At 69.6% G+C, this 21,183-nt stretch carries 22 protein-coding genes; 17 read left to right on the forward strand and 5 right to left on the reverse strand.

Annotated features, from left to right (window positions below; translation table 11 throughout):
- Nucleotides 1-35: 35 nt before the first annotated feature.
- The 4 genes from ACFWDI_RS39280 to ACFWDI_RS39295 are packed head-to-tail and all read right to left on the reverse strand — an operon-like array spanning nt 36 to nt 3,671.
- Entirely contained in the window at nt 36-656 is a 621-nt protein-coding gene (locus ACFWDI_RS39280; RefSeq protein WP_385311699.1) for a response regulator, read from the reverse strand.
- Nucleotides 653-2,014 (reverse strand): histidine kinase, encoded by a 1,362-nt coding sequence (locus ACFWDI_RS39285; RefSeq protein ID WP_385311700.1) that lies wholly within the window; start codon nt 2,012-2,014, stop codon nt 653-655. The genes ACFWDI_RS39280 and ACFWDI_RS39285 overlap by 4 nt, the downstream gene beginning before the upstream one ends.
- A complete protein-coding gene (locus ACFWDI_RS39290) occupies nt 1,972-2,820 on the reverse strand; it encodes an ABC transporter permease (protein ID WP_385311702.1) in 849 nt (282 codons plus the stop codon). The genes ACFWDI_RS39285 and ACFWDI_RS39290 overlap by 43 nt, the downstream gene beginning before the upstream one ends.
- Nucleotides 2,817-3,671, reverse strand: coding sequence for an ABC transporter ATP-binding protein (locus ACFWDI_RS39295; protein WP_385311704.1), 855 nt, complete (start codon nt 3,669-3,671; stop codon nt 2,817-2,819). The genes ACFWDI_RS39290 and ACFWDI_RS39295 overlap by 4 nt, the downstream gene beginning before the upstream one ends.
- Nucleotides 3,672-3,808: 137 nt before the next feature.
- Between ACFWDI_RS39295 and ACFWDI_RS39300 the strand changes: the two genes are divergently transcribed.
- Both ACFWDI_RS39300 and ACFWDI_RS39305 read left to right on the forward strand, forming a co-directional pair.
- On the forward strand, nt 3,809-4,441 hold the full coding sequence (locus ACFWDI_RS39300) for a vitamin K epoxide reductase family protein (protein WP_385311706.1): 633 nt from the start codon (nt 3,809-3,811) through the stop codon (nt 4,439-4,441).
- A gap of 99 nt (nt 4,442-4,540) precedes the next feature.
- The gene (locus tag ACFWDI_RS39305) at nt 4,541-5,908 is read left to right on the forward strand and encodes a replication-associated recombination protein A (RefSeq protein ID WP_385311708.1); all 1,368 of its coding nucleotides are present in this window, start codon (nt 4,541-4,543) and stop codon (nt 5,906-5,908) included.
- Nucleotides 5,909-5,941: 33 nt separating this feature from the next.
- Here ACFWDI_RS39305 and ACFWDI_RS39310 read toward each other — a convergent pair whose 3' ends face one another.
- Nucleotides 5,942-6,652: a DUF2470 domain-containing protein gene (locus ACFWDI_RS39310; RefSeq protein WP_385311710.1), complete on the reverse strand. Its 711-nt coding sequence runs from the start codon at nt 6,650-6,652 to the stop codon at nt 5,942-5,944.
- Nucleotides 6,653-6,840: 188 nt separating this feature from the next.
- On the opposite strand from ACFWDI_RS39310, the gene rpsD reads away from it, so the two are divergent.
- From rpsD to nusB, 15 genes are all read left to right on the forward strand, one after another.
- Nucleotides 6,841-7,455: a 30S ribosomal protein S4 gene (gene rpsD / locus ACFWDI_RS39315; protein WP_266542113.1), complete on the forward strand. Its 615-nt coding sequence runs from the start codon at nt 6,841-6,843 to the stop codon at nt 7,453-7,455.
- A gap of 252 nt (nt 7,456-7,707) precedes the next feature.
- Nucleotides 7,708-8,142 carry a DUF948 domain-containing protein gene (locus ACFWDI_RS39320; RefSeq protein ID WP_385311712.1) on the forward strand — a complete coding sequence of 145 codons (435 nt, stop codon included), beginning with the start codon at nt 7,708-7,710 and terminating at the stop codon, nt 8,140-8,142.
- Nucleotides 8,143-8,148: 6 nt separating this feature from the next.
- On the forward strand, nt 8,149-8,478 hold the full coding sequence (locus ACFWDI_RS39325; protein ID WP_385311714.1) for a DUF6167 family protein: 330 nt from the start codon (nt 8,149-8,151) through the stop codon (nt 8,476-8,478).
- Entirely contained in the window at nt 8,478-11,162 is a 2,685-nt protein-coding gene (gene alaS / locus ACFWDI_RS39330) for an alanine--tRNA ligase (RefSeq protein ID WP_385311715.1), read from the forward strand. The genes ACFWDI_RS39325 and alaS overlap by 1 nt, the downstream gene beginning before the upstream one ends.
- A gap of 5 nt (nt 11,163-11,167) precedes the next feature.
- Nucleotides 11,168-11,632, forward strand: coding sequence for a Holliday junction resolvase RuvX (ruvX, locus tag ACFWDI_RS39335; RefSeq protein ID WP_327322295.1), 465 nt, complete (start codon nt 11,168-11,170; stop codon nt 11,630-11,632).
- Nucleotides 11,633-11,736: 104 nt separating this feature from the next.
- A complete protein-coding gene (gene mltG, locus ACFWDI_RS39340; protein WP_385311718.1) occupies nt 11,737-13,473 on the forward strand; it encodes an endolytic transglycosylase MltG in 1,737 nt (578 codons plus the stop codon).
- Complete coding sequence (locus tag ACFWDI_RS39345) at nt 13,470-14,306, forward strand: shikimate dehydrogenase (RefSeq protein ID WP_385311720.1); 837 nt, start codon at nt 13,470-13,472, stop codon at nt 14,304-14,306. Before mltG ends, ACFWDI_RS39345 begins: the two co-directional genes overlap by 4 nt.
- Before the next feature lie 253 nt (nt 14,307-14,559).
- Complete coding sequence (gene aroC, locus ACFWDI_RS39350; protein WP_385311721.1) at nt 14,560-15,744, forward strand: chorismate synthase; 1,185 nt, start codon at nt 14,560-14,562, stop codon at nt 15,742-15,744.
- Nucleotides 15,745-15,773: 29 nt separating this feature from the next.
- Nucleotides 15,774-16,256, forward strand: a complete 483-nt coding sequence (locus ACFWDI_RS39355; RefSeq protein WP_327328231.1) for a shikimate kinase — start codon at nt 15,774-15,776, stop codon at nt 16,254-16,256.
- Nucleotides 16,253-17,347, forward strand: coding sequence for a 3-dehydroquinate synthase (gene aroB, locus ACFWDI_RS39360; protein ID WP_385311723.1), 1,095 nt, complete (start codon nt 16,253-16,255; stop codon nt 17,345-17,347). Before ACFWDI_RS39355 ends, aroB begins: the two co-directional genes overlap by 4 nt.
- On the forward strand, nt 17,344-17,784 hold the full coding sequence (gene aroQ / locus ACFWDI_RS39365) for a type II 3-dehydroquinate dehydratase (RefSeq protein WP_327322289.1): 441 nt from the start codon (nt 17,344-17,346) through the stop codon (nt 17,782-17,784). Before aroB ends, aroQ begins: the two co-directional genes overlap by 4 nt.
- Nucleotides 17,785-17,907: 123 nt before the next feature.
- Nucleotides 17,908-18,891: an AAA family ATPase gene (locus ACFWDI_RS39370; RefSeq protein WP_385311725.1), complete on the forward strand. Its 984-nt coding sequence runs from the start codon at nt 17,908-17,910 to the stop codon at nt 18,889-18,891.
- Between the two features lie 77 nt (nt 18,892-18,968).
- The gene (locus ACFWDI_RS39375; RefSeq protein WP_327322287.1) at nt 18,969-20,075 is read left to right on the forward strand and encodes an aminopeptidase P family protein; all 1,107 of its coding nucleotides are present in this window, start codon (nt 18,969-18,971) and stop codon (nt 20,073-20,075) included.
- A gap of 60 nt (nt 20,076-20,135) precedes the next feature.
- Nucleotides 20,136-20,702, forward strand: a complete 567-nt coding sequence (gene efp, locus ACFWDI_RS39380; RefSeq protein WP_326648583.1) for an elongation factor P — start codon at nt 20,136-20,138, stop codon at nt 20,700-20,702.
- Between the two features lie 2 nt (nt 20,703-20,704).
- Complete coding sequence (gene nusB / locus ACFWDI_RS39385; protein ID WP_327322285.1) at nt 20,705-21,133, forward strand: transcription antitermination factor NusB; 429 nt, start codon at nt 20,705-20,707, stop codon at nt 21,131-21,133.
- The last annotated feature ends 50 nt before the right edge of the window (nt 21,134-21,183 follow it).

Raw genomic sequence — 21,183 nt, forward strand, 5'->3', positions numbered from 1 at the left:
GGCGGGCCCGAATCCCGGGCCGGCCGGCGGAGTCCTCACAGCAGTCCGTGCCGCATCGCGCTCGTCACCGCGGCCGTGCGGTCGTCGACGTCCAGCTTCCCGAAGATCCGCAGCATGTGCGTCTTCACCGTCGACTCGCCGATGTACAGGCGGCGGCCGATCTCCGCATTCGTGCACCCTTCCGCGACCAGCCGCAGCACCGCCGTCTCCCGCTCCGACAGCCGCGGCCGGGTCGGCGCCCTGCGCAGCTGGTCGACGAGGCGCGCGGCCACCGAAGGGGCGAGCACGGTCTCGCCGCGGGCTGCCGCCCGTACCGCGTCGGCCAGTTCGCCCCGGGCCAGGTCCTTGAGCAGATAGCCCGCCGCGCCCGCCTCCACGGCACGCAGGATGTCGGTGTCCGTCTCGTACGTCGTCAGCACGATCACCCGGCACGCCAGGCCCGCCGCCCGCATCCGGTCGATCGACTCCACACCGCCGCCGCCCGGCATCCGCAGGTCCATCAGGACGATGTCCGGCCGCAGTTCGGCGCTGAGCGCCTCCGCCTGCGGCCCGCTCGACGCCTCGCCGACGACCGTCAGATCGGGTTCGGCGCCGAGCATCCCGCGCAGGCCCTCCCGTACGACGGGATGGTCGTCGGCGAGCAGAATGCGGATCACGTGCGGCTCCTGTCGGGCTCGGGCAAAGGGTCTGGCGCGTGCTTGGGCAGGCGGCCGGGAAACGGCTCGTCCGCGGGCACGGACGGGCACGGGGCGGGCGTCGAGGACTCCGGCGGGCGCGCGGCCGTCGGCGCGGGCAGCGGAAGGCGTACGGCGACGGTCGTGCCCCGACCCCGAGTGCTGCGCACCTGCGCGTGCCCGCCCACTTCCGCTGCCCGGGCCCGCAGCCCATTGAGCCCGTACCCCCGCAGCGGCACCGATTCGTCGAAGCCGCAGCCGTCGTCCCGTACGGACACGGAGAGCTCGCCCTCGGTGTACGCGAGCGAGACGGTCACCGTCGCGTCCGGCCCGGCGTGCTTCGTGGCATTGGCGAGGGCCTCCTGGCAGGTGCGCAGTGCAACCACCTCCAGTGCGGGCGCCAGCGGTCGCGCGGTGCCCGTCACCTCCACGGACGCGGTGTCGCCATGGCGCGCGGCCAGCCTGCGGAGCGCGTCCGGCAGGGAGTTGCCGTCCAGATCCGCCGGTGCCCCGCCCGCGACCAGGGCGCGCGCCTCGGCGAGGTTCTGGCGCGCGGTGTCGGCCATCAGATCCAGATGGCGGCGTGCCTGCGGCAGATCGCGCTCCAGCTCCGAGTCGACCGCCTGAAGGAGCATCAGCAGACTGGTGAAGCCCTGCGCGAGCGTGTCATGGATCTCGCGGGACATCCGCTCCCGCTCGGCCAGAGCGCCGCGGTCGGCCGAGAGCCGGGCGATCTCCTCCCGGCTGGCTTCGAGTTCGGCGATCAGCGCGGCCCGGTCCATGCTCTGCCCGATGATCCGGATGATCCAGCTGCCCTGGACCGTCGAGAAGACCAGGGCAACCAGGGCGAACAGGGACTGGAAGAAGACGGTTCGGCCGTCGGGTTGCCACAGGGCGGCCCATCCCAGCACCGGAGCGATGTTGATCACCGCCACGAAAACAAGGGCGAGCCGCAGCCGCAGCACTATGAAGCACTGCGGAACGAGTGCGAACGTCGCGATGCGCGTCTCGCCCACCAGGATCGCCGGAGCGAGGAAGAGCAGCACCGCCCCGCCGATGTAGCGCAGTGCTCTCTGCTCGTCCACGCCCTGCCTCAGCAGCTCGGCCCGCCCGACCCAGACGTACCAGGGAGCGGGCAGGACGAACAGAGCGGCGGCGATCATCCGCACGGGCTCGCTGGAACTCGGCGCGCCGAGGGTGAAGACCAGCGTGGCCACCCACACCACGGCGAAGTACACGTCCCAGGGCAGGAAGCTGCCTTCCCACGCGTCCGAGTCGCGCGCCCCGGCCGGCTCGCTCAGCCGTCGCGACGGCTCTTCCAGCGGAAGGTCAGCAGACACAGCACCAATCCTCCGATGCACCAGGCGCCCAGCACCAGGGCGATGCGGCCGTACTCCCAACTGCCCGCCTGCTCCAGCACGGAGGCCGACTCGGGCAGGAACACCCCGCGCAGACCCTGGCACATCCACTTCAGCGGGAGCACCGCGCTGACGTTCAGCATCCAGTCCGGGATGGTGTTGATCGAGATGTATACCCCGGAGATGAACTGCAGGACCAGGAAGGGGAGGACGACCACGGAGGTCGCGCTCGCCCCGGACTTCGGTACGCTGCTGATCGCGATGCCGAGGAGCGCGCAGCCGGTGATTCCCAGGGCGAAGATCCAGCCGAAGGTGAGCCATTCGCCGACGGTGCCGGGAAGATCGACGTCGTAGAATACCGTCCCGACGACCAGCAGCGCCACCGTCTCCAGCAGCCCGGTGACCAGTACGAGCCAGACCTTGCCGAGGAAGTACGCGGCGGGCGGCATCGGTGTCCCGCGCAGCCGCCGCAGCTGCTTCTCGTCCCGCTCGATCGCGATGGAGATGCCGAGGGACTGGAAGCTCGTCGACATGATGCCCGCCGCGATCATCGCGGGCACATACAGCTGTGAGGCGTTGATGCCCGCGCCCTTCACGTCGTCGTTGAAGATCGACGCGAAGAGGAAGAGAAAGACGATCGGGAACGCGAAGGTGAAGATGGCCTGGTCGCGCTGGCGGAAGAAGCCGCGTATCTCCAGCCCCCCGCGCAGCAGCCCCAGTTGCCAGGCGCCGGGGAGGCGGGCCGAAGCGGTGCGTCGGTCGCTCGTGAGATCCGTGACCGTGGTCATCGTTCCGTCTCCTGTCCGGTGAGCCGCAGATAGACGTCTTCCAGGGTCGGCCGGGTGATCAGCAGGCCGGGGATCTCGCCGTCGAACTTGCGGGTGAGCTCGGCGACGGTACGGGTCGGGGTCGGCGTCCGCTCGGTGCGGGGCGTGCCGTCCGTGTCTGTCCAGCCGACGGTGGCCTGCGTGCCGTACTCCTGACGCAGGGCGGCCGGAGTTCCCTCGGCCACCACCTTTCCCGCGGCGATGACCGCGAGCCGGTCGGAGAGGGCCTCGGCCTCCTCCAGGTAGTGCGTGGTCAGCACGATGGTGGTGCCGTCGTCCGCCAGGCGCTTGATCAGGTCCCAGAACTGGCGGCGGGCGCCCGGGTCGAAGCCGGTGGTCGGCTCGTCGAGCAGCAGCAGTTCGGGATCGCCGATGACACCGAGCGCCACATCGAGCCGGCGCCGCTGCCCGCCGGAGAGCGCCTTGATCCGGCTGGTCGCCTTCTGCTCCAGACCCACCAGGGCGATGATCTCCTCGGGGTCGCGCGGCTTCGGGTAGTAGCGGGCGAAATGGGACACCGTCTCGCGGACCGTCAACTCGGCGGGTGCGGATTCGTCCTGCCAGACGATGCCGATCCTGGAGCGCCACCGGCGGTTTCCGGTCGCGGGATCCGAACCGAGGACGCTCACCTCGCCCGCGTCCCGGCTCCGGTGACCCTGGAGTATCTCCACCGTGGTGCTCTTGCCCGCGCCGTTGGGGCCGAGGATGCCGAAGACCTCACCACGGGCAATGCCCAGGTCGAGGTCGTCCACCGCTGTCACATCGCCGTACCGCTTGCGCAGTCCGCGTACGTTCACTGCGAGTTCTGTCATGCCCTCAGACTGCTCGCCCCGATGAGTCACTGGGGACGACCGTCCGTACATCCTTATGTCCATCGAACGGTGGACACGGGGGCGGGTGCGGCAGAATGACCGTGCCCCGGACAGCTACTGAGCGATGGAACGGCGATATGACGACTGCAGCGGTTGACGACGCGTCCTCTGAGCGCACGAACGGCTCCAAGGGCACGATCGGTGGCAGTCGTGCCTTCGCCTGGCTGCTGGTGATCACGGGTGCGGCGGGGCTGCTGGCCTCGTGGGTGATCACGATCGACAAGATCAAGCTGGCGGAGGACCCGTCGTTCACGCCGGGCTGCAGTCTGAACCCGGTCGTCTCCTGCGGCAACATCATGAAGAGCGACCAGGCAACGGCGTTCGGGTTCCCGAATCCGATGATGGGTCTGGTGGCGTACTCGATGGTGATCGCCATCGGGGTCGCGCTGCTGGCCGGGGCTCGCTACCGCCGCTGGTACTGGCTCGGTCTCAACGCCGGCTGTCTCTTCGGCGTCGGTTTCTGCACCTGGCTGCAGTACCAGTCGCTGTACAACATCAACTCGCTGTGCCTGTGGTGCTCGCTGGCCTGGGTCGCCACGATTGTGATGTTCTGCTACGTCACTCTGCACAACATCAGGCACTACGTCATCAAGGTCCCGGAGGGGCTGCGAAAGGGACTGCTGGAGTTCCACTGGATGCCGCCGGTGCTGTGGATCGGGATCATCGGGATGCTGATCCTGACCCGCTGGTGGGACTTCTGGACCAGCTGACCCGGCCGGACGGCGGAGTCGGTGGGCCGGCCGGCGCTGTCAGTGGCCTACAGCATCCTCCCGGGGGACACCCCCGGACCCCCCAGTAGGCTTCACAGCGTGGAGCCCGACCTCTTTACCGCCGCAGCCGAAGAACGCCAGGAGAAGGATCCGTCCAGCAGCCCCCTGGCCGTTCGGATGCGTCCGCGCACCCTCGATGAAGTCGTCGGCCAGCAGCATCTGTTGAAGCCGGGATCGCCGCTTCGCCGACTCGTCGGCGAAGGCGGCGGCGGCCCCGCCGGCCCCTCGTCCGTGATCCTCTGGGGCCCGCCCGGCATCGGCAAGACGACCCTCGCGTACGTCGTCTCCAAGGCCACCAACAAGCGCTTTGTGGAGCTCTCCGCGATCACCGCGGGCGTCAAGGAGGTCCGGGCGGTCATCGACGGCGCCCGCCGCGCTGTCGGCGGCTTCGGCAAGGAGACCGTCCTCTTCCTCGACGAGATCCACCGCTTCTCCAAGGCGCAGCAGGACTCTCTGCTGCCTGCCGTGGAGAACCGCTGGGTCACGCTGATCGCCGCCACCACCGAGAACCCGTACTTTTCGATCATCTCCCCACTGCTCTCCCGCTCCCTGCTGCTCACCCTGGAATCGCTCACCGACGAGGATCTGAGCGGACTGCTGCACCGGGCGCTCACCGCGGAGCGCGGACTGGGCGGCGTGGTCGCACTCCCCGAGGACTCCGAGGCGCATCTGCTGCGTATCGCGGGCGGCGACGCCCGCCGGGCGCTGACCGCGCTCGAGGCCGCGGCCGGCGCGGCGATCGACAAGAGCGAGAAGTCGATCAGCCTCCAGACGCTGGAGGAGACCGTCGACCGCGCTGCGGTGAAGTACGACCGCGACGGCGATCAGCACTACGACGTGGCGAGCGCTCTCATCAAGTCCATCCGCGGCTCCGATGTGGACGCGGCACTGCACTATCTGGCGCGCATGATCGAGGCGGGGGAGGACCCGCGGTTCATCGCCCGCCGGCTGATGATCTCGGCGAGCGAGGACATCGGCCTCGCGGACCCGACGGCGCTGCCGACGGCGGTTGCCGCCGCCCAGGCCGTGGCCATGATCGGTTTCCCCGAGGCGGCCCTCACCCTCAGCCACGCCACCATCGCGCTGGCGCTTGCCCCCAAGTCGAACGCCGCCACCACCGCCATCGGCGCCGCGCTCGCGGACGTACGGAACGGACTGGCCGGAGCGGTCCCGCCGCATCTGCGCGACGGCCACTACAAGGGCGCGGCCAAGCTCGGCCATGCCCAGGGCTATGTCTATCCGCACGATGTGCCGGGCGCGATCGCGCCCCAGCAGTACGCCCCGGACGCGGTGCACGGCAAGCGCTACTACGAGCCCACGCGGTACGGCGCGGAGGCGCGCTACGCCGATGTGGTCGAGAAGGTGCGCGAGCGGCTGCGCGCGGAGGGTCGGGCCGAGGGGCGGTGAAGTCTCCCGCGAATCTGCGCCGGACTACGCCAGTCAGCGCGAAGCGGCCTCGAAGAGCGTGCGCATCGCCCGGTGCAGCTCGGTGACATCGCGTACCGGCGTGGGAAAGTCGAAGCGCGCGTCGAAGCACCGCTCGCCCACGAACCGCACCCGCAGCCCGAACCGGTCCAGCGCCAGCGGCACCGCACGCTGCCGGTTCACGCCCTTCCCGTCCGTCCGCTCGCCGAGCAGCCCGCACAGTCGCTGCACCTGCTCGCCGTGTGCGGAGTGCAGATGCTGCAGCAGGACGGCCTCGTGCGTCACGAGAGGATCGACGGACGCCTGCGCGAACTCCTCCGGCTCCACGCTCTCCGCACCCCACAGATCGTCGACGCACGCCTCACCCACCTCCAGGCGCAGCATCATGAAGCCGCGCTCGGCCAGGCCGGGTACGCAGGTGAGCCAGCCGGAGACCCAGGCGCGGCCGCGGATACGATGGGGCACGGAGACCGGCGCGACGTCGGTGATCTCCAGCACAGCGGACAGCTCGTCGTCCTGCGCGTGCGTGGCGGCCCGCACGGCCGGTGAGTCGGCCGGAAACAGCAGGAACACCTCGCCGTCCTGCCCCACGACCCGTGCTCGAGGTGTCAGCTGCTCAGGACGTGTCAGCTGCTCAGGACGTGCTCCGTCCAGCCCCGGGATGAGCACCACCGCGGAGCATGTACTCTGTACGAGAGTTCGTGTGCGCTCGGCTGCTGACGGCATCCGAGTGATTTCAAGCCCGCTGGGACGCGGCTGACCATGAGCTGATCGGACCTCCGTCGCCTCGATGCTCTGTGAAGCGTCGACGTTCTTTGTGCTGTCCGTGATGCGTTTGGTGTTCCCAGGGCGAGACATGCGATCTCCTTGAGTAAGGTGAGCCTAACCTAACCTACAACGGAGGTCTGGAGAACGTGCCTAACCAGTCGCGTCCCAAGGTCAAGAAGTCACGCGCGCTCGGTATCGCGCTGACGCCGAAGGCTGTCAAGTACTTCGAAGCCCGCCCCTACCCGCCGGGCGAGCACGGCCGTGGCCGCAAGCAGAACTCTGACTACAAGGTGCGTCTGCTCGAGAAGCAGCGTCTGCGCGCCCAGTACGACATCAGCGAGCGCCAGATGGCGCGTGCCTACGACCGCGCCAAGAAGGCCGAGGGCAAGACCGGTGACGCGCTCGTCATCGAGCTCGAGCGCCGCCTCGACGCCCTGGTTCTGCGTTCGGGCATCGCCCGCACCATCTACCAGGCCCGTCAGATGGTCGTCCACGGCCACATCGAGGTCAACGGTGGCAAGGTCGACAAGCCGTCGTTCCGCGTCCGTCCCGACGACGTCGTGATGGTTCGCGAGCGCAGCCGTGAGAAGTCGCTCTTCCAGGTCGCGCGTGAGGGTGGCTTCGCCGCCGACGGCGAGACCCCCCGCTACCTGCAGGTCAACCTGAAGGCCCTGGCGTTCCGCCTGGACCGCGACCCGCAGCGCAAGGAAGTTCCGGTCATCTGCGACGAGCAGCTGGTCGTCGAGTACTACGCCCGCTGATCAAGGCGTAGCTCATAGCGCTTCAGCCCGTCGCTTCCCCGCCCTTACCGGTGGGGGACCGGCGGGCTCTCGCGTTTCCCGTGCCGCCGGACCGCCTAGAACACGGAGCGTATCGACATGCATGCACTCCGTACAGTCGGCTTGTGCAACCCCCTTCCCCCGCCCGGAATGCGGTAGGGGGTGTGACCCTGGGCGCGATAGGGTCGGAGGACGATTTTCGAGGACCCATCGACGAGCAGAGAGCGGTGCAGAGTGACCGGTGGAGAGGTTGCCGGGATCCTGGTGGCCGTCTTCTGGGCGATCCTGGTCTCCTTCCTCGCCGTGGTGCTGGTGAGGCTGGCCCAGACGCTCAGGGCGACCACCAAACTCGTGGTGGAAGTGACCGAGCAGGCGGTGCCGCTGCTGGCCGACGCCTCCGCGACGGTGCGCTCCGCGCAGACCCAGCTCGACCGGGTCGACGCCATCGCGACGGACGTCCAGGAAGTCACCTCCAACGCATCGGCGCTCTCGACGACGGTCGCCTCGACGTTCGGCGGCCCGCTGGTCAAGGTCGCCGCCTTCGGCTATGGCGTACGCCGGGCCATGAGCCGCAGGAGCGACGACGGGCCGGCCGAATCGCCGTCCCGTCGTACGGTGATCGTCGGCCGCGCCGTGCCGGCCGCCCGGCGCAAGAAGCGGAAAGGCTGACGTTCGATGTTCCGCCGTACTTTCTGGTTCACCGCGGGTGCCGCAGCCGGCGTCTGGGCCACCACCAAGGTCAACCGCAAGCTCAAGCAGCTGACCCCCGAGAGCCTCGCCGCGCAGGCCGCGAACAAGGCGATCGACGCGGGCCACAAGCTCAAGGACTTCGCACTCGACGTCAGGGCCGGCATGGTCCAGCGCGAGGCCGAACTGGGTGAGGCGCTGGGCCTGGAGGCACCCGCCGAGCCCGAACTCCCCGCGCAGCGACGCTTCGCTGCCATCGACCGACCGAAGCACTCGTACAACTCGTACCCCTCGCACAACCGGAATGAGGACCACTGATGGAGTCGGCTGAAATCCGCCGCCGCTGGCTGAGCTTCTTCGAGGAGCGCGGGCACACCGTCGTGCCTTCGGCGTCGCTCATCGCGGACGACCCGACTCTGCTGCTGGTCAACGCGGGCATGGTTCCCTTCAAGCCGTATTTCCTCGGCGAGGCCAAGCCGCCCGCCCCGCGCGCCACCAGCGTGCAGAAGTGCGTCCGTACGCCGGACATCGAAGAGGTCGGCAAGACCACCCGGCACGGCACCTTCTTCCAGATGTGCGGCAACTTCTCCTTCGGCGATTACTTCAAGGAAGGCGCCATCACCTACGCCTGGGAGCTGCTCACCAGCTCCGTGGCGGACGGCGGCTTCGGGCTTGAGCCCGAGAAGCTCTGGATCACCGTCTACCTCGACGACGACGAGGCCGAGCAGATCTGGCGCGAGAAGATCGGGGTACCGGCCGAGCGTATCCAGCGTCTGGGCAAGAAGGACAACTTCTGGTCCATGGGCGTCCCCGGCCCCTGCGGCCCGTGCTCGGAGATCAATTACGACCGCGGTCCGGAATTCGGTGTCGAGGGCGGCCCGGCCGTCAACGACGAGCGGTACGTGGAGATCTGGAACCTGGTCTTCATGCAGTACGAGCGCGGCGCCGGTGAGGGCAAGGAGGACTTCCCGATCCTCGGCGACCTGCCGTCGAAGAACATCGACACCGGTCTGGGTCTCGAGCGTCTGGCCATGATCCTGCAGGGCGTACAGAACATGTACGAGACCGACACCCTGCGCGTCGTCATGGACAAGGCCACCGAACTGACGGGCGTGCGCTACGGCGACAAGCACGACACCGACGTTTCGATGCGCGTGGTCGCCGACCACATCCGTACGTCCGTGATGCTCATCGGCGACGGCGTCACCCCCGGCAACGAGGGCCGCGGTTACGTCCTGCGCCGCATCATGCGCCGCGCCATTCGCAATATGCGGCTCATGGGCGCCACCGAGCCGGTCGTCCAGGATCTGGTCGACGTAGTGATCAAGACGATGGGCCAGCAGTACCCGGAGCTCATCACCGACCGCAAGCGCATCGAGACGGTGGCCGGCGCCGAGGAGGCCGCCTTCCTCAAGGCCCTCAAGGGCGGCACCAACATCCTCGACACCGCCGTCACCGAGACCAAGGCTTCGGGCGGCAAGGTCCTCTCCGGCGACAAGGCGTTCCTGCTCCACGACACCTGGGGCTTCCCGATCGACCTCACCCTGGAGATGGCTGCCGAACAGGGGCTCTCCGTGGACGAGGACGGCTTCCGCCGTCTGATGAAGGAGCAGCGGGAGCGCGCCAAGGCCGACGCCAAGGCCAAGAAGACCGGTCACGCCGATCTGTCCGCCTACCGCGCGGTCGCCGACAACTCCGGCTCCACCGAGTTCACCGGCTACTCCGCCACCGAGGGCGAGTCGACGATCGTCGGCCTGCTGGTCGACGGTGTTCCGTCGCCCGCCGCCACCGAGGGCGACGAGGTCGAGGTCGTGCTCGACCGCACGCCCTTCTATGCCGAGGGCGGCGGCCAGCTGGCCGACCAGGGCAGGATCAAGCTCGACACCGGCGCCGTCATCGAGATCCGCGATGTGCAGCAGCCGGTCCCGGGTGTCAGCGTGCACAAGGGTTCGGTGCAGGTCGGCGAGGTGACGGTCGGCGCCTCCGCCTACGCCGCCATCGACATCAAGCGCCGCCGTGCCATCGCCCGCGCCCACAGCGCCACGCACCTCACGCACCAGGCGCTGCGCGACGCCCTCGGCCCGACGGCCGCCCAGGCCGGTTCGGAGAACTCGCCGGGCCGCTTCCGCTTCGACTTCGGTTCGCCCGCCGCCGTACCCGGCACGGTCCTCACCGACGTCGAGCAGAAGATCAACGAAGTCCTCGCCCGTGAACTCGACGTCCAGGCCGAGGTCATGAGTATCGACGAGGCCAAGAAGCAGGGCGCCATCGCCGAGTTCGGCGAGAAGTACGGCGAGCGCGTGCGTGTCGTCACCATCGGCGACTTCTCCAAGGAGCTCTGCGGCGGTACGCACGTGCACAACACCGCCCAGCTGGGCCTGGTGAAGCTGCTCGGCGAGTCGTCGATCGGCTCCGGGGTGCGCCGTATCGAGGCTCTTGTCGGCGTCGACGCCTACAACTTCCTCGCCAAGGAGCACACGGTCGTCGCCCAGCTCCAGGAGCTGGTCAAGGGCCGTTCCGAGGAGCTCCCCGAGAAGATCTCCGCCATGCTCGGCAAGCTGAAGGACGCCGAGAAGGAGATCGAGAAGTTCCGCGCGGAGAAGGTTCTGCAGGCCGCCGCCGGTCTCGCCTCGGGTGCCAAGGACGTACGTGGCGTGGCTGTCGTCACCGGCCAGGTGCCGGACGGCACCGGCGCCGACGATCTGCGCAAGCTGGTCCTCGACGTCCGCGGCCGGCTGAATCAGTCGTCGGGGGCCGGCGACCGCCCGGCCGTGGTCGCCCTGTTCACCACGGCCAACGGCCGCCCGCTCACGGTCATCGCCACCAACGAGGCCGCCCGCGAGCGCGGTCTCAAGGCCGGTGACCTGGTCCGTACCGCCGCCAAGACCCTCGGCGGCGGCGGTGGCGGCAAGCCGGACGTCGCCCAGGGCGGCGGCCAGAACCCGGATGCCATCGGCGACGCCGTGGCCGCCGTCGAGCGCCTCGTCGCCGAGACGGCCTGACGCTGATGCGCAGAGGACGCCGTCTCGCGATCGACGTCGGGGACGCCCGGATCGGGGTCGCCTCGTGCGACCCCGACGGAGTCCTCGCCACGCCGGTGGAGACCGTGCCGGGACGCGATGTCCCGGCCGCCCACCGGCGGCTGCGGCAGATCGTCGAGGAGTACGAACCGATCGAGGTCGTCGTGGGCCTGCCCCGCTCGCTCAGCGGCGGTGAGGGCCCGGCCGCGGTCAAGGTCCGCGGCTTCGCGCAGGAGCTCGCACGCGGCATCGCTCCCATTCCGGTCCGACTGGTCGACGAGAGGATGACCACAGTGACGGCCAGTCAGGGACTGCGCGCTTCGGGCGTGAAGTCCAAAAAAGGCCGGTCCGTCATCGACCAGGCTGCCGCTGTGGTGATCCTTCAAAACGCTCTGGAGTCCGAACGGGCGTCCGGTGAGGCACCCGGCGAGGGCGTCGAAGTGGTTGTCTGATCGCGATACGGTAACGTTCCGCGCGATGCGGCGGTGTTCGAACAGCTGCCGCACAGCAAAGAGGCGGGACGGCTCAACGCCCGCCTCGCGGCCCTAGGGGATCGATGACTGAGTATGGCCGGAGCTCCGGCTCCGAACCGTGGCATCCCGAGGACCCCTTGTACGGGGACCAGGGATGGGGAGGACAGCAGGCTGCAGCCGGCCAGCCTCCGTACGGCGGCCAGCCGCAGCAGCAGTACCCGCAGCAGCCGCAGCAGTACGGCAACCAGCAGGACCCGTACCAGCAGCAGTACGACCAGCAACAGCAACAGCAGCAGCAGTACGACCAGCAACAGCAGCAGCAGTACGACCAGCAACAACAGCAGTACGGCCAGCAACAACAGCAGCAGTACAACGGCCAGCAACAACAGCAGCAGTACAACGACCAGCAGCAGTACAACGGCGGCTGGGACACCGGCCAGCACCCCGCCATGCCGTACGGAGCGGACCCCGCCGACACCTACGGCGGCCGGCAGCCCGGCTACGGCAGCCAGCAGGAGGCCGACTACTACGCCACTCCTGAGGCCTACCCGCCGCCGCAGCCCCCCGGCCGACGCCGGGCCGAGCCGGAGCCGCCCACGTCCGACTGGGATGCGGAAGCGCCGCAGGAGGAGACCCACCCCTTCTTCACCGGCGACGACGGCCGGGACGACGACGGTGAGTACGACGACGACCCGCGCGAGCCGCGCCGGGGCGGCGGCCGCGACGGCCGCGGCAAGACCAAGAAGAAGAGCCGCAACGGCGTCGCCTGTCTGGTTGTCTCGCTGATCCTCGTCGGCGGCCTCGGCGGTGTCGGCTACTTCGGTTACCAGTTCTGGCAGGGCCAGTTCGGTGCGCCCGAGGACTACACCGGCGCCGGAAGCGGCTCGGCCCAGATCGACATCCCCAAGGGGGCGGGCCTCGGAGAGATCGGCACCATCCTCAGGGAGGCCGGTGTCGTCAAGAGCTCGGGCGCCTTCGTCTCCGCCGCCGACGGAAAGAGCATCGAGGCCGGCGTCTACACGCTCGCCAAGGGCATGTCCGGCAAGAACGCGGTGGCCGCCATGCTCAACCCGGCCAGCCGCAACAACCTGATCGTCCCCCCGGGCAAGCGCAATTCCTGGGTCTACGAGCAGATCGACAAGCGCCTCGGAGTCAAGGCAGGAACCACCAGGGCCGTGGCGACGGCCAAGGTGAAGACCATGGGCCTGCCCGACTGGGCCGATGACAACCGGGACATCAAGGACCCGCTGGAGGGTTTCCTCTACCCCGATACGTATCCGGTCGCCAAGGGTATGAAGCCGGAAGCTGTTCTTCAGAAGATGGTCGCCCAGGCGAACGAGGCATTCGGCAAGAAGGACCTCAAGGCCGAGGCCGCGAGGCTGGGCCTGAAGTCGCCGCTCGAGGTGCTCACTGTCGCGAGCCTCGTCCAGGCCGAAGGCAAGTACAAGCAGGACTTCGACAAGGTCTCGCGAGTCGTCTACAACCGCCTCAAGCCGAACAACGCCGAGACGGTCGGGCGCCTCGAGTTCGACTCGACGATCAACTTCATCAAGAGCGAGAGCACTCTCGACGTCGGTTCCGTGGACAACCTGCGGAAGATAAAAGATCCGTACAACACGTACGACATCAAGGGTCTGCCGCCGGGCCCGATCAGCAACCCGGGCCTGGACGCCTTCGGCTCGGCGCTCAACCCGACGCCCGGCCCCTGGTACTACTTCGTGTCGATCACCGAGGACGAGACGCTCTTCGCGGTCACCAACGCGGAGCACGAGCGGAACCGTAAGAAGTACGAAGAGCAGCAGGAGAAGAACAGGCAGTGAGCACTCCGAAGCGGGCGGCGGTCCTCGGATCGCCGATCGCCCACTCCCTCTCTCCGGTGCTGCACCGGGCGGCCTACGCGGAACTCGGCCTCGCCCACTGGTCGTACGACCGTTTCGAGGTGGACGAGGCGGGGCTGCCGGAGTTCGTGGAGAGGCTCGACGACTCCTGGGCCGGGCTGTCGCTGACCATGCCGCTCAAGCGCGCGATCATTCCGCTGCTCGACGGCATCAGTGACACCGCGGCCTCGGTGGAAGCCGTCAACACGGTGGTCTTCACCGAGGACGGCCGCCGCCTCGGCGACAACACCGATATCCCCGGCATGATCGCCGCACTGCGCGAGCGGGGCGTCGACAAGGTCGAATCGGCCGCGGTGCTGGGCGCGGGCGCGACCGCGTCGTCCGCAATCGCCGCGCTCTCGCGGGTCTGTACAGGACCGGTCACCGCCTATGTACGCAGTGCCGCCCGGGCGGACGAGATGCGCGGCTGGGGCGAGCGGCTCGGTGTCGAGGTGCGTATCGCCGACTGGGCAGAGGCCACCGCGGCGCTGCGTGCGCCGCTGGTCATCGCCACCACGCCGGCCGGTACCACCGACGAGCTGGCGCACGCCGTACCGGCCCGCCCCGGGACGCTCTTCGACGTGCTGTACGACCCCTGGCCGACCGCACTGGCCGCCGCCTGGTCGCGGCACGACGGGGACGTCGTCGGGGGCCTCGACCTCCTGGTCCACCAGGCGGTGCTCCAGGTCGAGCAGATGACGGGGCGGACCCCCGCGCCGCTCGCGGCCATGCGGGCCGCCGGGGAGAAGGCGCTGACCAGCGGCGGAACCGTGTGAATCTCGCAGGGCGCGTCCCGGAGATCACCGTCAGGTTTCCTTCTGCACATGCTGCCTCTCCAGGTGTACGCCGGACTGGCCGTCGGTATCGCCGTGATCGTGCTGCTGGTGAGGCTGAGGCGGGCTCAGGCGTCCGGTTGATGGACCGGAGACCAGGCCACGGCTCCGGACGTGGGAGGATCGGAGGAGGCGGGCCAGGGCCGCGCACCCGGTCGCGCCGTCGCAGTTCCAGGCGCGAGCAGGAGGAGCACCGTTGAGCAGGTTGCGTTGGCTGACGGCGGGGGAGTCGCACGGACCCGCACTGGTGGCGACGCTGGAGGGTCTTCCCGCCGGTGTGCCCATCACCACCGAGATGGTGGCGGACCACCTTGCCCGGCGGCGCCTCGGCTACGGACGCGGTGCGCGGATGAAGTTCGAGCGTGACGAGGTCACCTTCCTCGGTGGCGTACGGCACGGACTGACCATGGGCTCGCCGGTGGCGGTCATGGTGGGCAACACCGAGTGGCCGAAGTGGGAGCAGGTCATGTCGGCCGACCCGGTCGACCCCGATGAGCTCGCGAAGCTGGCCCGCAACGCGCCGCTGACCCGCCCGCGTCCCGGCCACGCCGACCTGGCCGGCATGCAGAAGTACGCGCTCGAAGAGGCCCGGCCGATCCTGGAGCGGGCCAGCGCCCGCGAGACCGCGGCGCGTGTCGCGCTCGGCGCGGTCGCCCGCTCGTACCTCAAGGAGACGGCGGGCATCGAGATCGTCTCCCACGTCGTCGAGCTGGCCGCCGCCAAGGCTCCGTACGGCGTGGTTCCCGTCCCCGCCGACGAGGCGAAGCTCGACGCGGACCCGGTGCGCTGCCTGGACGCGGACGCGTCGAAGGCGATGGTCGCGGAGATCGACCAGGCCCACAAGGACGGTGACACCCTCGGCGGCGTTGTCGAGGTGCTGGCCTACGGCGTGCCGGTCGGTCTCGGCTCGCATGTGCACTGGGACCGGCGCCTCGACGCCCGTCTCGCGGCCGCCCTGATGGGCATCCAGGCCATCAAGGGTGTCGAGGTCGGAGACGGCTTCGAGCTGGCGCGGGTACCCGGGTCGAAGGCGCACGACGAGATCGTGCCGACCGAGGACGGCATCCGCCGCACATCCGGCCGCTCCGGCGGTACGGAGGGCGGCATGTCCACCGGTGAACTTCTGCGCGTACGGGCCGCGATGAAGCCGATCGCGACCGTGCCGCGTGCGCTGGCCACGGTCGACGTCGCCACCGGCGAGGTCGCGGCCGCCCACCACCAGCGTTCCGACGTCTGTGCCGTACCGGCCGCCGGGATCGTGGCCGAGGCGATGGTGGCGCTCGTCCTCGCGGACGCCGTCGCGGAGAAGTTCGGCGGAGACAGCGTCTCCGAGACCCGCCGCAACGTGCAGTCCTACCTCGACAATCTGCACATCCGGTGAACGCCCCGCTGATCGTCCTGGTCGGGCCCATGGGCTCGGGCAAGTCCACCGTGGGTGAACTGCTCGCCGAGCGGCTCGGCGTGGCCTACCGGGACACCGACGCCGATATCGTCGCGGCCCAGGGCCGGGAGATCTCGGACATCTTCGTCGACGAGGGCGAACCGTACTTCCGTGACCTCGAGCGCAAGGCCGTACGGGCCGCCGTGACCGAGCACCCCGGAGTGCTCGCACTCGGCGGCGGCGCGATCCTCGACGACTCGACCCGTGAACTGCTGGCGGGCCTGCCCGTCGCCTATCTCTCGATGGACGTGGAGGAGGCGGTCCGGCGGGTCGGCCTCAACCAGGCGCGCCCGCTGCTCGCGGTCAATCCGCGCCGGCAGTGGCGGGAGCTGATGGACGCCCGCCGCCATCTCTACACCGAAGTGGCACGCGTCGTCGTGGCCACCGACGACCGCACCCCCGAAGAGGTCGCCCAGGCGGTCCTCGACGCACTGGAGCTGAAGGACGTATGACCGATCAGGCAGTGACCCGTATCCAGGTCGGCGGTACGGAAGGCTCCGATCCGTACGAGGTGCTCGTCGGCCGGCAACTGCTGGGCGAGCTGCCCGGGCTGATCGGCCCGCGCGCCCAGCGGGTGGCGGTACTGCACCCCGAGGCGCTCGCCGGCACCGGAGACACGATCCGCGAGGATCTCGCCTCCCAGGGCTACGAAGCCATCGCCATCCAGCTGCCGAACGCCGAGGAGGCCAAGACCGTCGAGGTCGCGGCGTACTGCTGGAAGGCGCTCGGCCAGACCGGATTCACCCGCAGCGACGTCATCATCGGCGTCGGCGGCGGAGCCACCACCGACGTCGCCGGCTTTGTCGCGGCGACCTGGCTGCGCGGGGTGCGCTGGATCGCGGTCCCGACGACCGTGCTCGGCATGGTCGACGCGGCGGTCGGCGGGAAGACCGGCATCAATACCGCCGAGGGCAAGAATCTCGTCGGTGCCTTCCATCCGCCGGCCGGAGTGCTGTGCGATCTGGCTGCCCTGGACTCGCTGCCGGTCAACGACTACGTCAGCGGCATGGCTGAGATCATCAAGGCCGGCTTCATCGCCGACCCCGCCATCCTCGACCTGGTCGAGGCCGATCCGGAGGGTGCGCGTACGCCGGCGGGGCCGCACACCGCCGAGCTGATCGAGCGCTCCATCCGGGTCAAGGCCGAGGTCGTCTCCAACGACCTCAAGGAATCCGGACTGCGCGAGATCCTCAACTACGGCCACACCCTCGCGCATGCGATCGAGAAGAACGAGCGCTACAAGTGGCGGCACGGCGCGGCCGTGTCGGTCGGTATGGTCTTCGCCGCCGAACTGGGCCGGCTGGCAGGGCGTCTTGACGACGCGACCGCCGACCGGCACCGCTCCGTCCTGGAGTCCGTCGGACTGCCGCTGACCTACCGCGGCGACCAGTGGCCCAAGCTCCTGGAGACCATGAAGGTCGACAAGAAGTCCCGCGGCAACCTGCTGCGCTTCATCGTCCTCGACGGTCTCGCCAAGCCGACCGTGCTGGAAGGCCCGGACCCGGCGGTACTGCTCGCCGCCTACGGAGAGGTGTCCGCGTGACCCGTCGGGTGCTGGTCCTCAACGGCCCCAACCTCGGGCGGCTCGGCTCCCGCGAGCCCGACGTCTACGGCGCGACCTCCTACGCCGGGCTGGTGGAGACCTGCCAGGCGCTCGGCAAGGAGCTCGGCTTCGATGTCGACGTACGCGAGACGAACGACGAGGGCGAGATGATCCGCTGGCTGCACGAGGCCGCGGACGGTTCAATTCCGGTCGTTCTCAACCCCGGTGCCTTCACGCACTATTCGTACGGGATGCGCGACGCGGCCGCTCAGCGGACCGCCCCGCTCATCGAGGTGCACATCTCCAACCCGTATACGCGTGAGGCATTTCGGCACACCTCGGTGGTCGCGGCCGTGGCCAGCGGCACGATCGCCGGCTTCGGCGTCGGCTCGTACCGGCTCGCCCTGCGCGCGCTGGCCGAAGAATTGACCGGCTGACAGGGCACTTTGGGCCTGCCCCGGCCGTTCCCACTGTGGCGGCCGGGGGAGGTACCGTTCGGTAGCAAGGCGGCCCAGCTGCCGCCTGACCAGCGACAGTCGTACGAGACGGAGTGGCACCGGATGCAGCAAGCAGTGGGGGCTCCGCTGCCGCCGCCCCACGGACCGGGGCACGGACCGGCCGGATGGACACACAGCGCCCAGCACCCGGGGCCTGTGCAGGGGGCTCCCGCCGGACCGCCGCCGCCCGTCGGCCCTCCACCGCCGCAGGGTGTGCCGCAGGGCGGCCGTCCCGCGGCTCCCGCCGGACCTCCGCCCGCGACCCCCGCCGGACCTCCGCCGCCACAGGGACGGCCGCACGGCGGGCATCCCGCGGCTCCCGTCGGACCTCCGCAGCCGCAAGGCGGCCATCCCGCCCCCGGCTGGACGAGTCCCGCCCCTCAGCACGACTCCGCGCCGCCGTCCCGCGACACGACGGGGCACATCCAGTTGCCGCCGGGCGGGCCGGTTCCCATACCCGCCCCGCCACCCGCCGAGATCGGCACCGGCGCGACCACCCTCGCCGTCCTGCTGATCGGCCCGGCCGGCGCCGGGAAGACGACCGTGGCGCGCCACTGGGCCGCCGGACGCCGCGTCCCCACCGCGCACATCAGCCTCGACGACGTACGCGAATGGGTCTGCTCCGGCTTCGCGGACCCGCAGTCCGGCTGGAACGACCACTCCGAGGCCCAGTACCGCCTCGCCCGCCGCACCTGCGGCTTCGCCGCCCGCAACTTCCTGGCCAACGGGATCTCCTGCATCCTCGACGACGCGGTCTTCCCCGACCGGCCCGTCGTCGGCCTCGGCGGCTGGAAGCGCCATGTCGGCCCCGGTCTGCTGCCCGTGGTCCTCCTCCCGGGGCTCGAGATCGTCCTGGAACGCAACGCCGAGCGCAGCGGAAACCGCCGCCTCTCGGACGAGGAAGTCGCGAGCATCCACGGCCGGATGGCCGGCTGGTACGGATCGGGGCTGCCGATCATCGACAACTCCAAGTACGACGTGGAGACCACGGCACGGGTCCTCGACGACGTACTCGCCCGTTCCATCGCCAGCCCGCCGAACTGGTAGGCCGCGCACTCGCGTGCCCACCCCCGGTCGGACGCGCTGATCAGGCCGGGCCGGGCCCACGCTCGTAGGCTCGTGGCATGTCAGAGGTCTATGGGATCCGCCGCGGCAGGCTGCGCGACCGGTGCGCGGCGACCGGCAGCGCAGGGGCCCTGGTCTCCCGCCCCGCCAACGTCCGCTATCTCGCGGGCGGAGCGCCGCCCGGCGCCGTACTGCTGGTCGGCCCGGGCGAAGACGTCCTGCTCTGCCCCCGTACGCCCACCGGCGATCCCGCCGACGGCCGTCCCGACGAACAGCTGCGGCTGACCGTCCTGCCGACCTCGGCCGGCGATCCGGCGGTCGCGGCCGCAGAGCTGGCGAGGACGGTGGGGGTGGAGTCGCTCGCCGTCGAGGAACACCATCTGACCGTCGCCAGGCACCGGGCGGTGGGTTCGGTGGCGCCCCGGCTGCGCCTCACTGACCTCGGTCTCGCCGTCGAGCAGCAGCGCCTCGTCAAGGACGAGGAGGAGATCGCCTGCCTGCGGATCGCGGCGGAGATCACCGACCAGGCCCTCGGCGAGCTGCTGGAGTCGATCCTGGTGGGCCGCACCGAGCGGCATCTCGCACTGGAGCTGGAGCGCCGACTCGTTGACCACGGCGCCGACGGCCCCGCCTTCGCGACCTCGGTCGCCACCGGACCCAATTCCGGGCAAGGCGGCCACCGGCCCTCCGACCGCCGGGTCGAGGAGGGTGATTTCCTCTCCGTCTGCGTCGGCGCCAACTACCGCGGCTACCGGTGCGAGATCGGCCGTACGTTTGTGATCGGGGCGACCCCGGCGGACTGGCAGATCGAGCTGTACGACCTTGTCTTCGCCGCTCAGCGGGCCGGCCGGGAGTCTCTCGTACCGGGGGCCGCGTACCGCGACGTGGACCATGCGACCCGGCAGATCCTGGACGCCGCGGGCCATGGAGAGGGCCTCGCGCCGCTCACCGGGCACGGTGTCGGGCTCGAAATCGACGAGGACCCGCAGCTGGCACCTGCGGCCATGGGTAAACTGGACGCTTGTGTGCCGGTCACCGTCGAACCGGGGGTCCACCTCCCGGGCCGGGGCGGTGTCCGGATCGATGACACGCTCGTCGTACGCCAGGAGGCGGACGGCGGACCCGAGCTACTCACCATCACGACCAAGGAGCTGCTCGCGCTCTAGCTTCGCTGCAGCGCGCTTCCTCGGTCGTCCACCAGCGTCAGTCCAGGAGATTCCGCAACCGTGGCTTCCACGAACGACCTCAAGAACGGCATGGTGCTCAAGCTCGACGGAGGCCAGCTCTGGTCCGTCGTCGAGTTCCAGCACGTCAAGCCCGGCAAGGGCCCTGCTTTCGTGCGCACCAAGCTCAAGAACGTGCTCTCCGGCAAGGTCGTCGACAAGACGTTCAACGCCGGCGTGAAGGTCGAGACGGCCACCGTCGACCGCCGCGACATGCAGTTCTCGTACATGGACGGCGAGTACTTCGTCTTCATGGACATGCAGACGTACGACCAGCTGATGGTCGACCGCAAGTCCGTCGGCGACGCCGCCAACTACCTGATCGAGGGCTTCACGGCCAGCGTCGCCACGCACGAGGGCGAGGTGCTCTACGTCGAGCTGCCGGCCGCCGTCGAGCTGGTCATCCAGCACACCGAGCCGGGCGTCCAGGGCGACCGCTCCACCGGTGGCTCCAAGCCGGCCACGCTGGAGACCGGTTTCGAGATCGGCGTCCCGCTCTTCATCACCACCGGTGAGAAGATCAAGGTCGACACCCGCTCCGGTGAGTACCTCGGCCGGGTGAACAGCTAACCGTGGCTGCCCGGAACAAGGCCCGTAAGCGCGCCTTCCAGATCCTCTTCGAGGCCGACCAGCGCGGTACCTCCGTGCAGACGGTCCTCGCGGACTGGGTTCGGCACGCGCGGACCGACGACCGGCAGCCGCCGGTCGGCGAATACACGATGGAGCTGGTCGAGGGGTACGCGGAGTACGCGGACCGGATCGACGACCTCATTGCCACCTACTCGGTCGGCTGGACGCTCGACCGGATGCCGGTCGTCGACCGGAACATCATCCGGCTCGGGGCGTACGAGCTGGTGTGGGTGGACGAGACCCCGGACGCGGTGGTGATCGACGAGGCGGTGCAACTCGCCAAGGAGTTCTCCACCGACGAGTCCCCGTCGTTCGTGAACGGCCTGCTGGGCCGCTTCAAGGACCTCAAGCCGAGCCTGCGCCGGGACTAGGGCGCGACCGGCTACACCGGGCCCGTGGCGGAAGACGAACAGTCTTCCGC

Origin of the sequence: Streptomyces sp. NPDC060064, assembly GCF_042736455.1 — a bacterium.
Classification (GTDB): Bacteria; Actinomycetota; Actinomycetes; order Streptomycetales; family Streptomycetaceae; genus Streptomyces.

Coding starts and splice junctions, on each gene's coding strand:
- alaS (WP_385311715.1), top strand. CDS start 8,478: ATGGAGTCGGCTGAAATCCGCCGCCGCTGGCTGAGCTTCTTCGAGGAG.
- ACFWDI_RS39375 (WP_327322287.1), top strand. CDS start 18,969: ATGTCAGAGGTCTATGGGATCCGCCGCGGCAGGCTGCGCGACCGGTGC.
- ACFWDI_RS39370 (WP_385311725.1), top strand. CDS start 17,908: ATGCAGCAAGCAGTGGGGGCTCCGCTGCCGCCGCCCCACGGACCGGGG.
- ACFWDI_RS39310 (WP_385311710.1), bottom strand. CDS start 6,652: ATGCCGTCAGCAGCCGAGCGCACACGAACTCTCGTACAGAGTACATGC.
- mltG (WP_385311718.1), top strand. CDS start 11,737: ATGACTGAGTATGGCCGGAGCTCCGGCTCCGAACCGTGGCATCCCGAG.
- aroB (WP_385311723.1), top strand. CDS start 16,253: ATGACCGATCAGGCAGTGACCCGTATCCAGGTCGGCGGTACGGAAGGC.
- ACFWDI_RS39300 (WP_385311706.1), top strand. CDS start 3,809: ATGACGACTGCAGCGGTTGACGACGCGTCCTCTGAGCGCACGAACGGC.
- ACFWDI_RS39355 (WP_327328231.1), top strand. CDS start 15,774: ATGGGCTCGGGCAAGTCCACCGTGGGTGAACTGCTCGCCGAGCGGCTC.
- ACFWDI_RS39290 (WP_385311702.1), bottom strand. CDS start 2,820: ATGACCACGGTCACGGATCTCACGAGCGACCGACGCACCGCTTCGGCC.
- ACFWDI_RS39295 (WP_385311704.1), bottom strand. CDS start 3,671: ATGACAGAACTCGCAGTGAACGTACGCGGACTGCGCAAGCGGTACGGC.
- ruvX (WP_327322295.1), top strand. CDS start 11,168: ATGCGCAGAGGACGCCGTCTCGCGATCGACGTCGGGGACGCCCGGATC.
- ACFWDI_RS39325 (WP_385311714.1), top strand. CDS start 8,149: ATGTTCCGCCGTACTTTCTGGTTCACCGCGGGTGCCGCAGCCGGCGTC.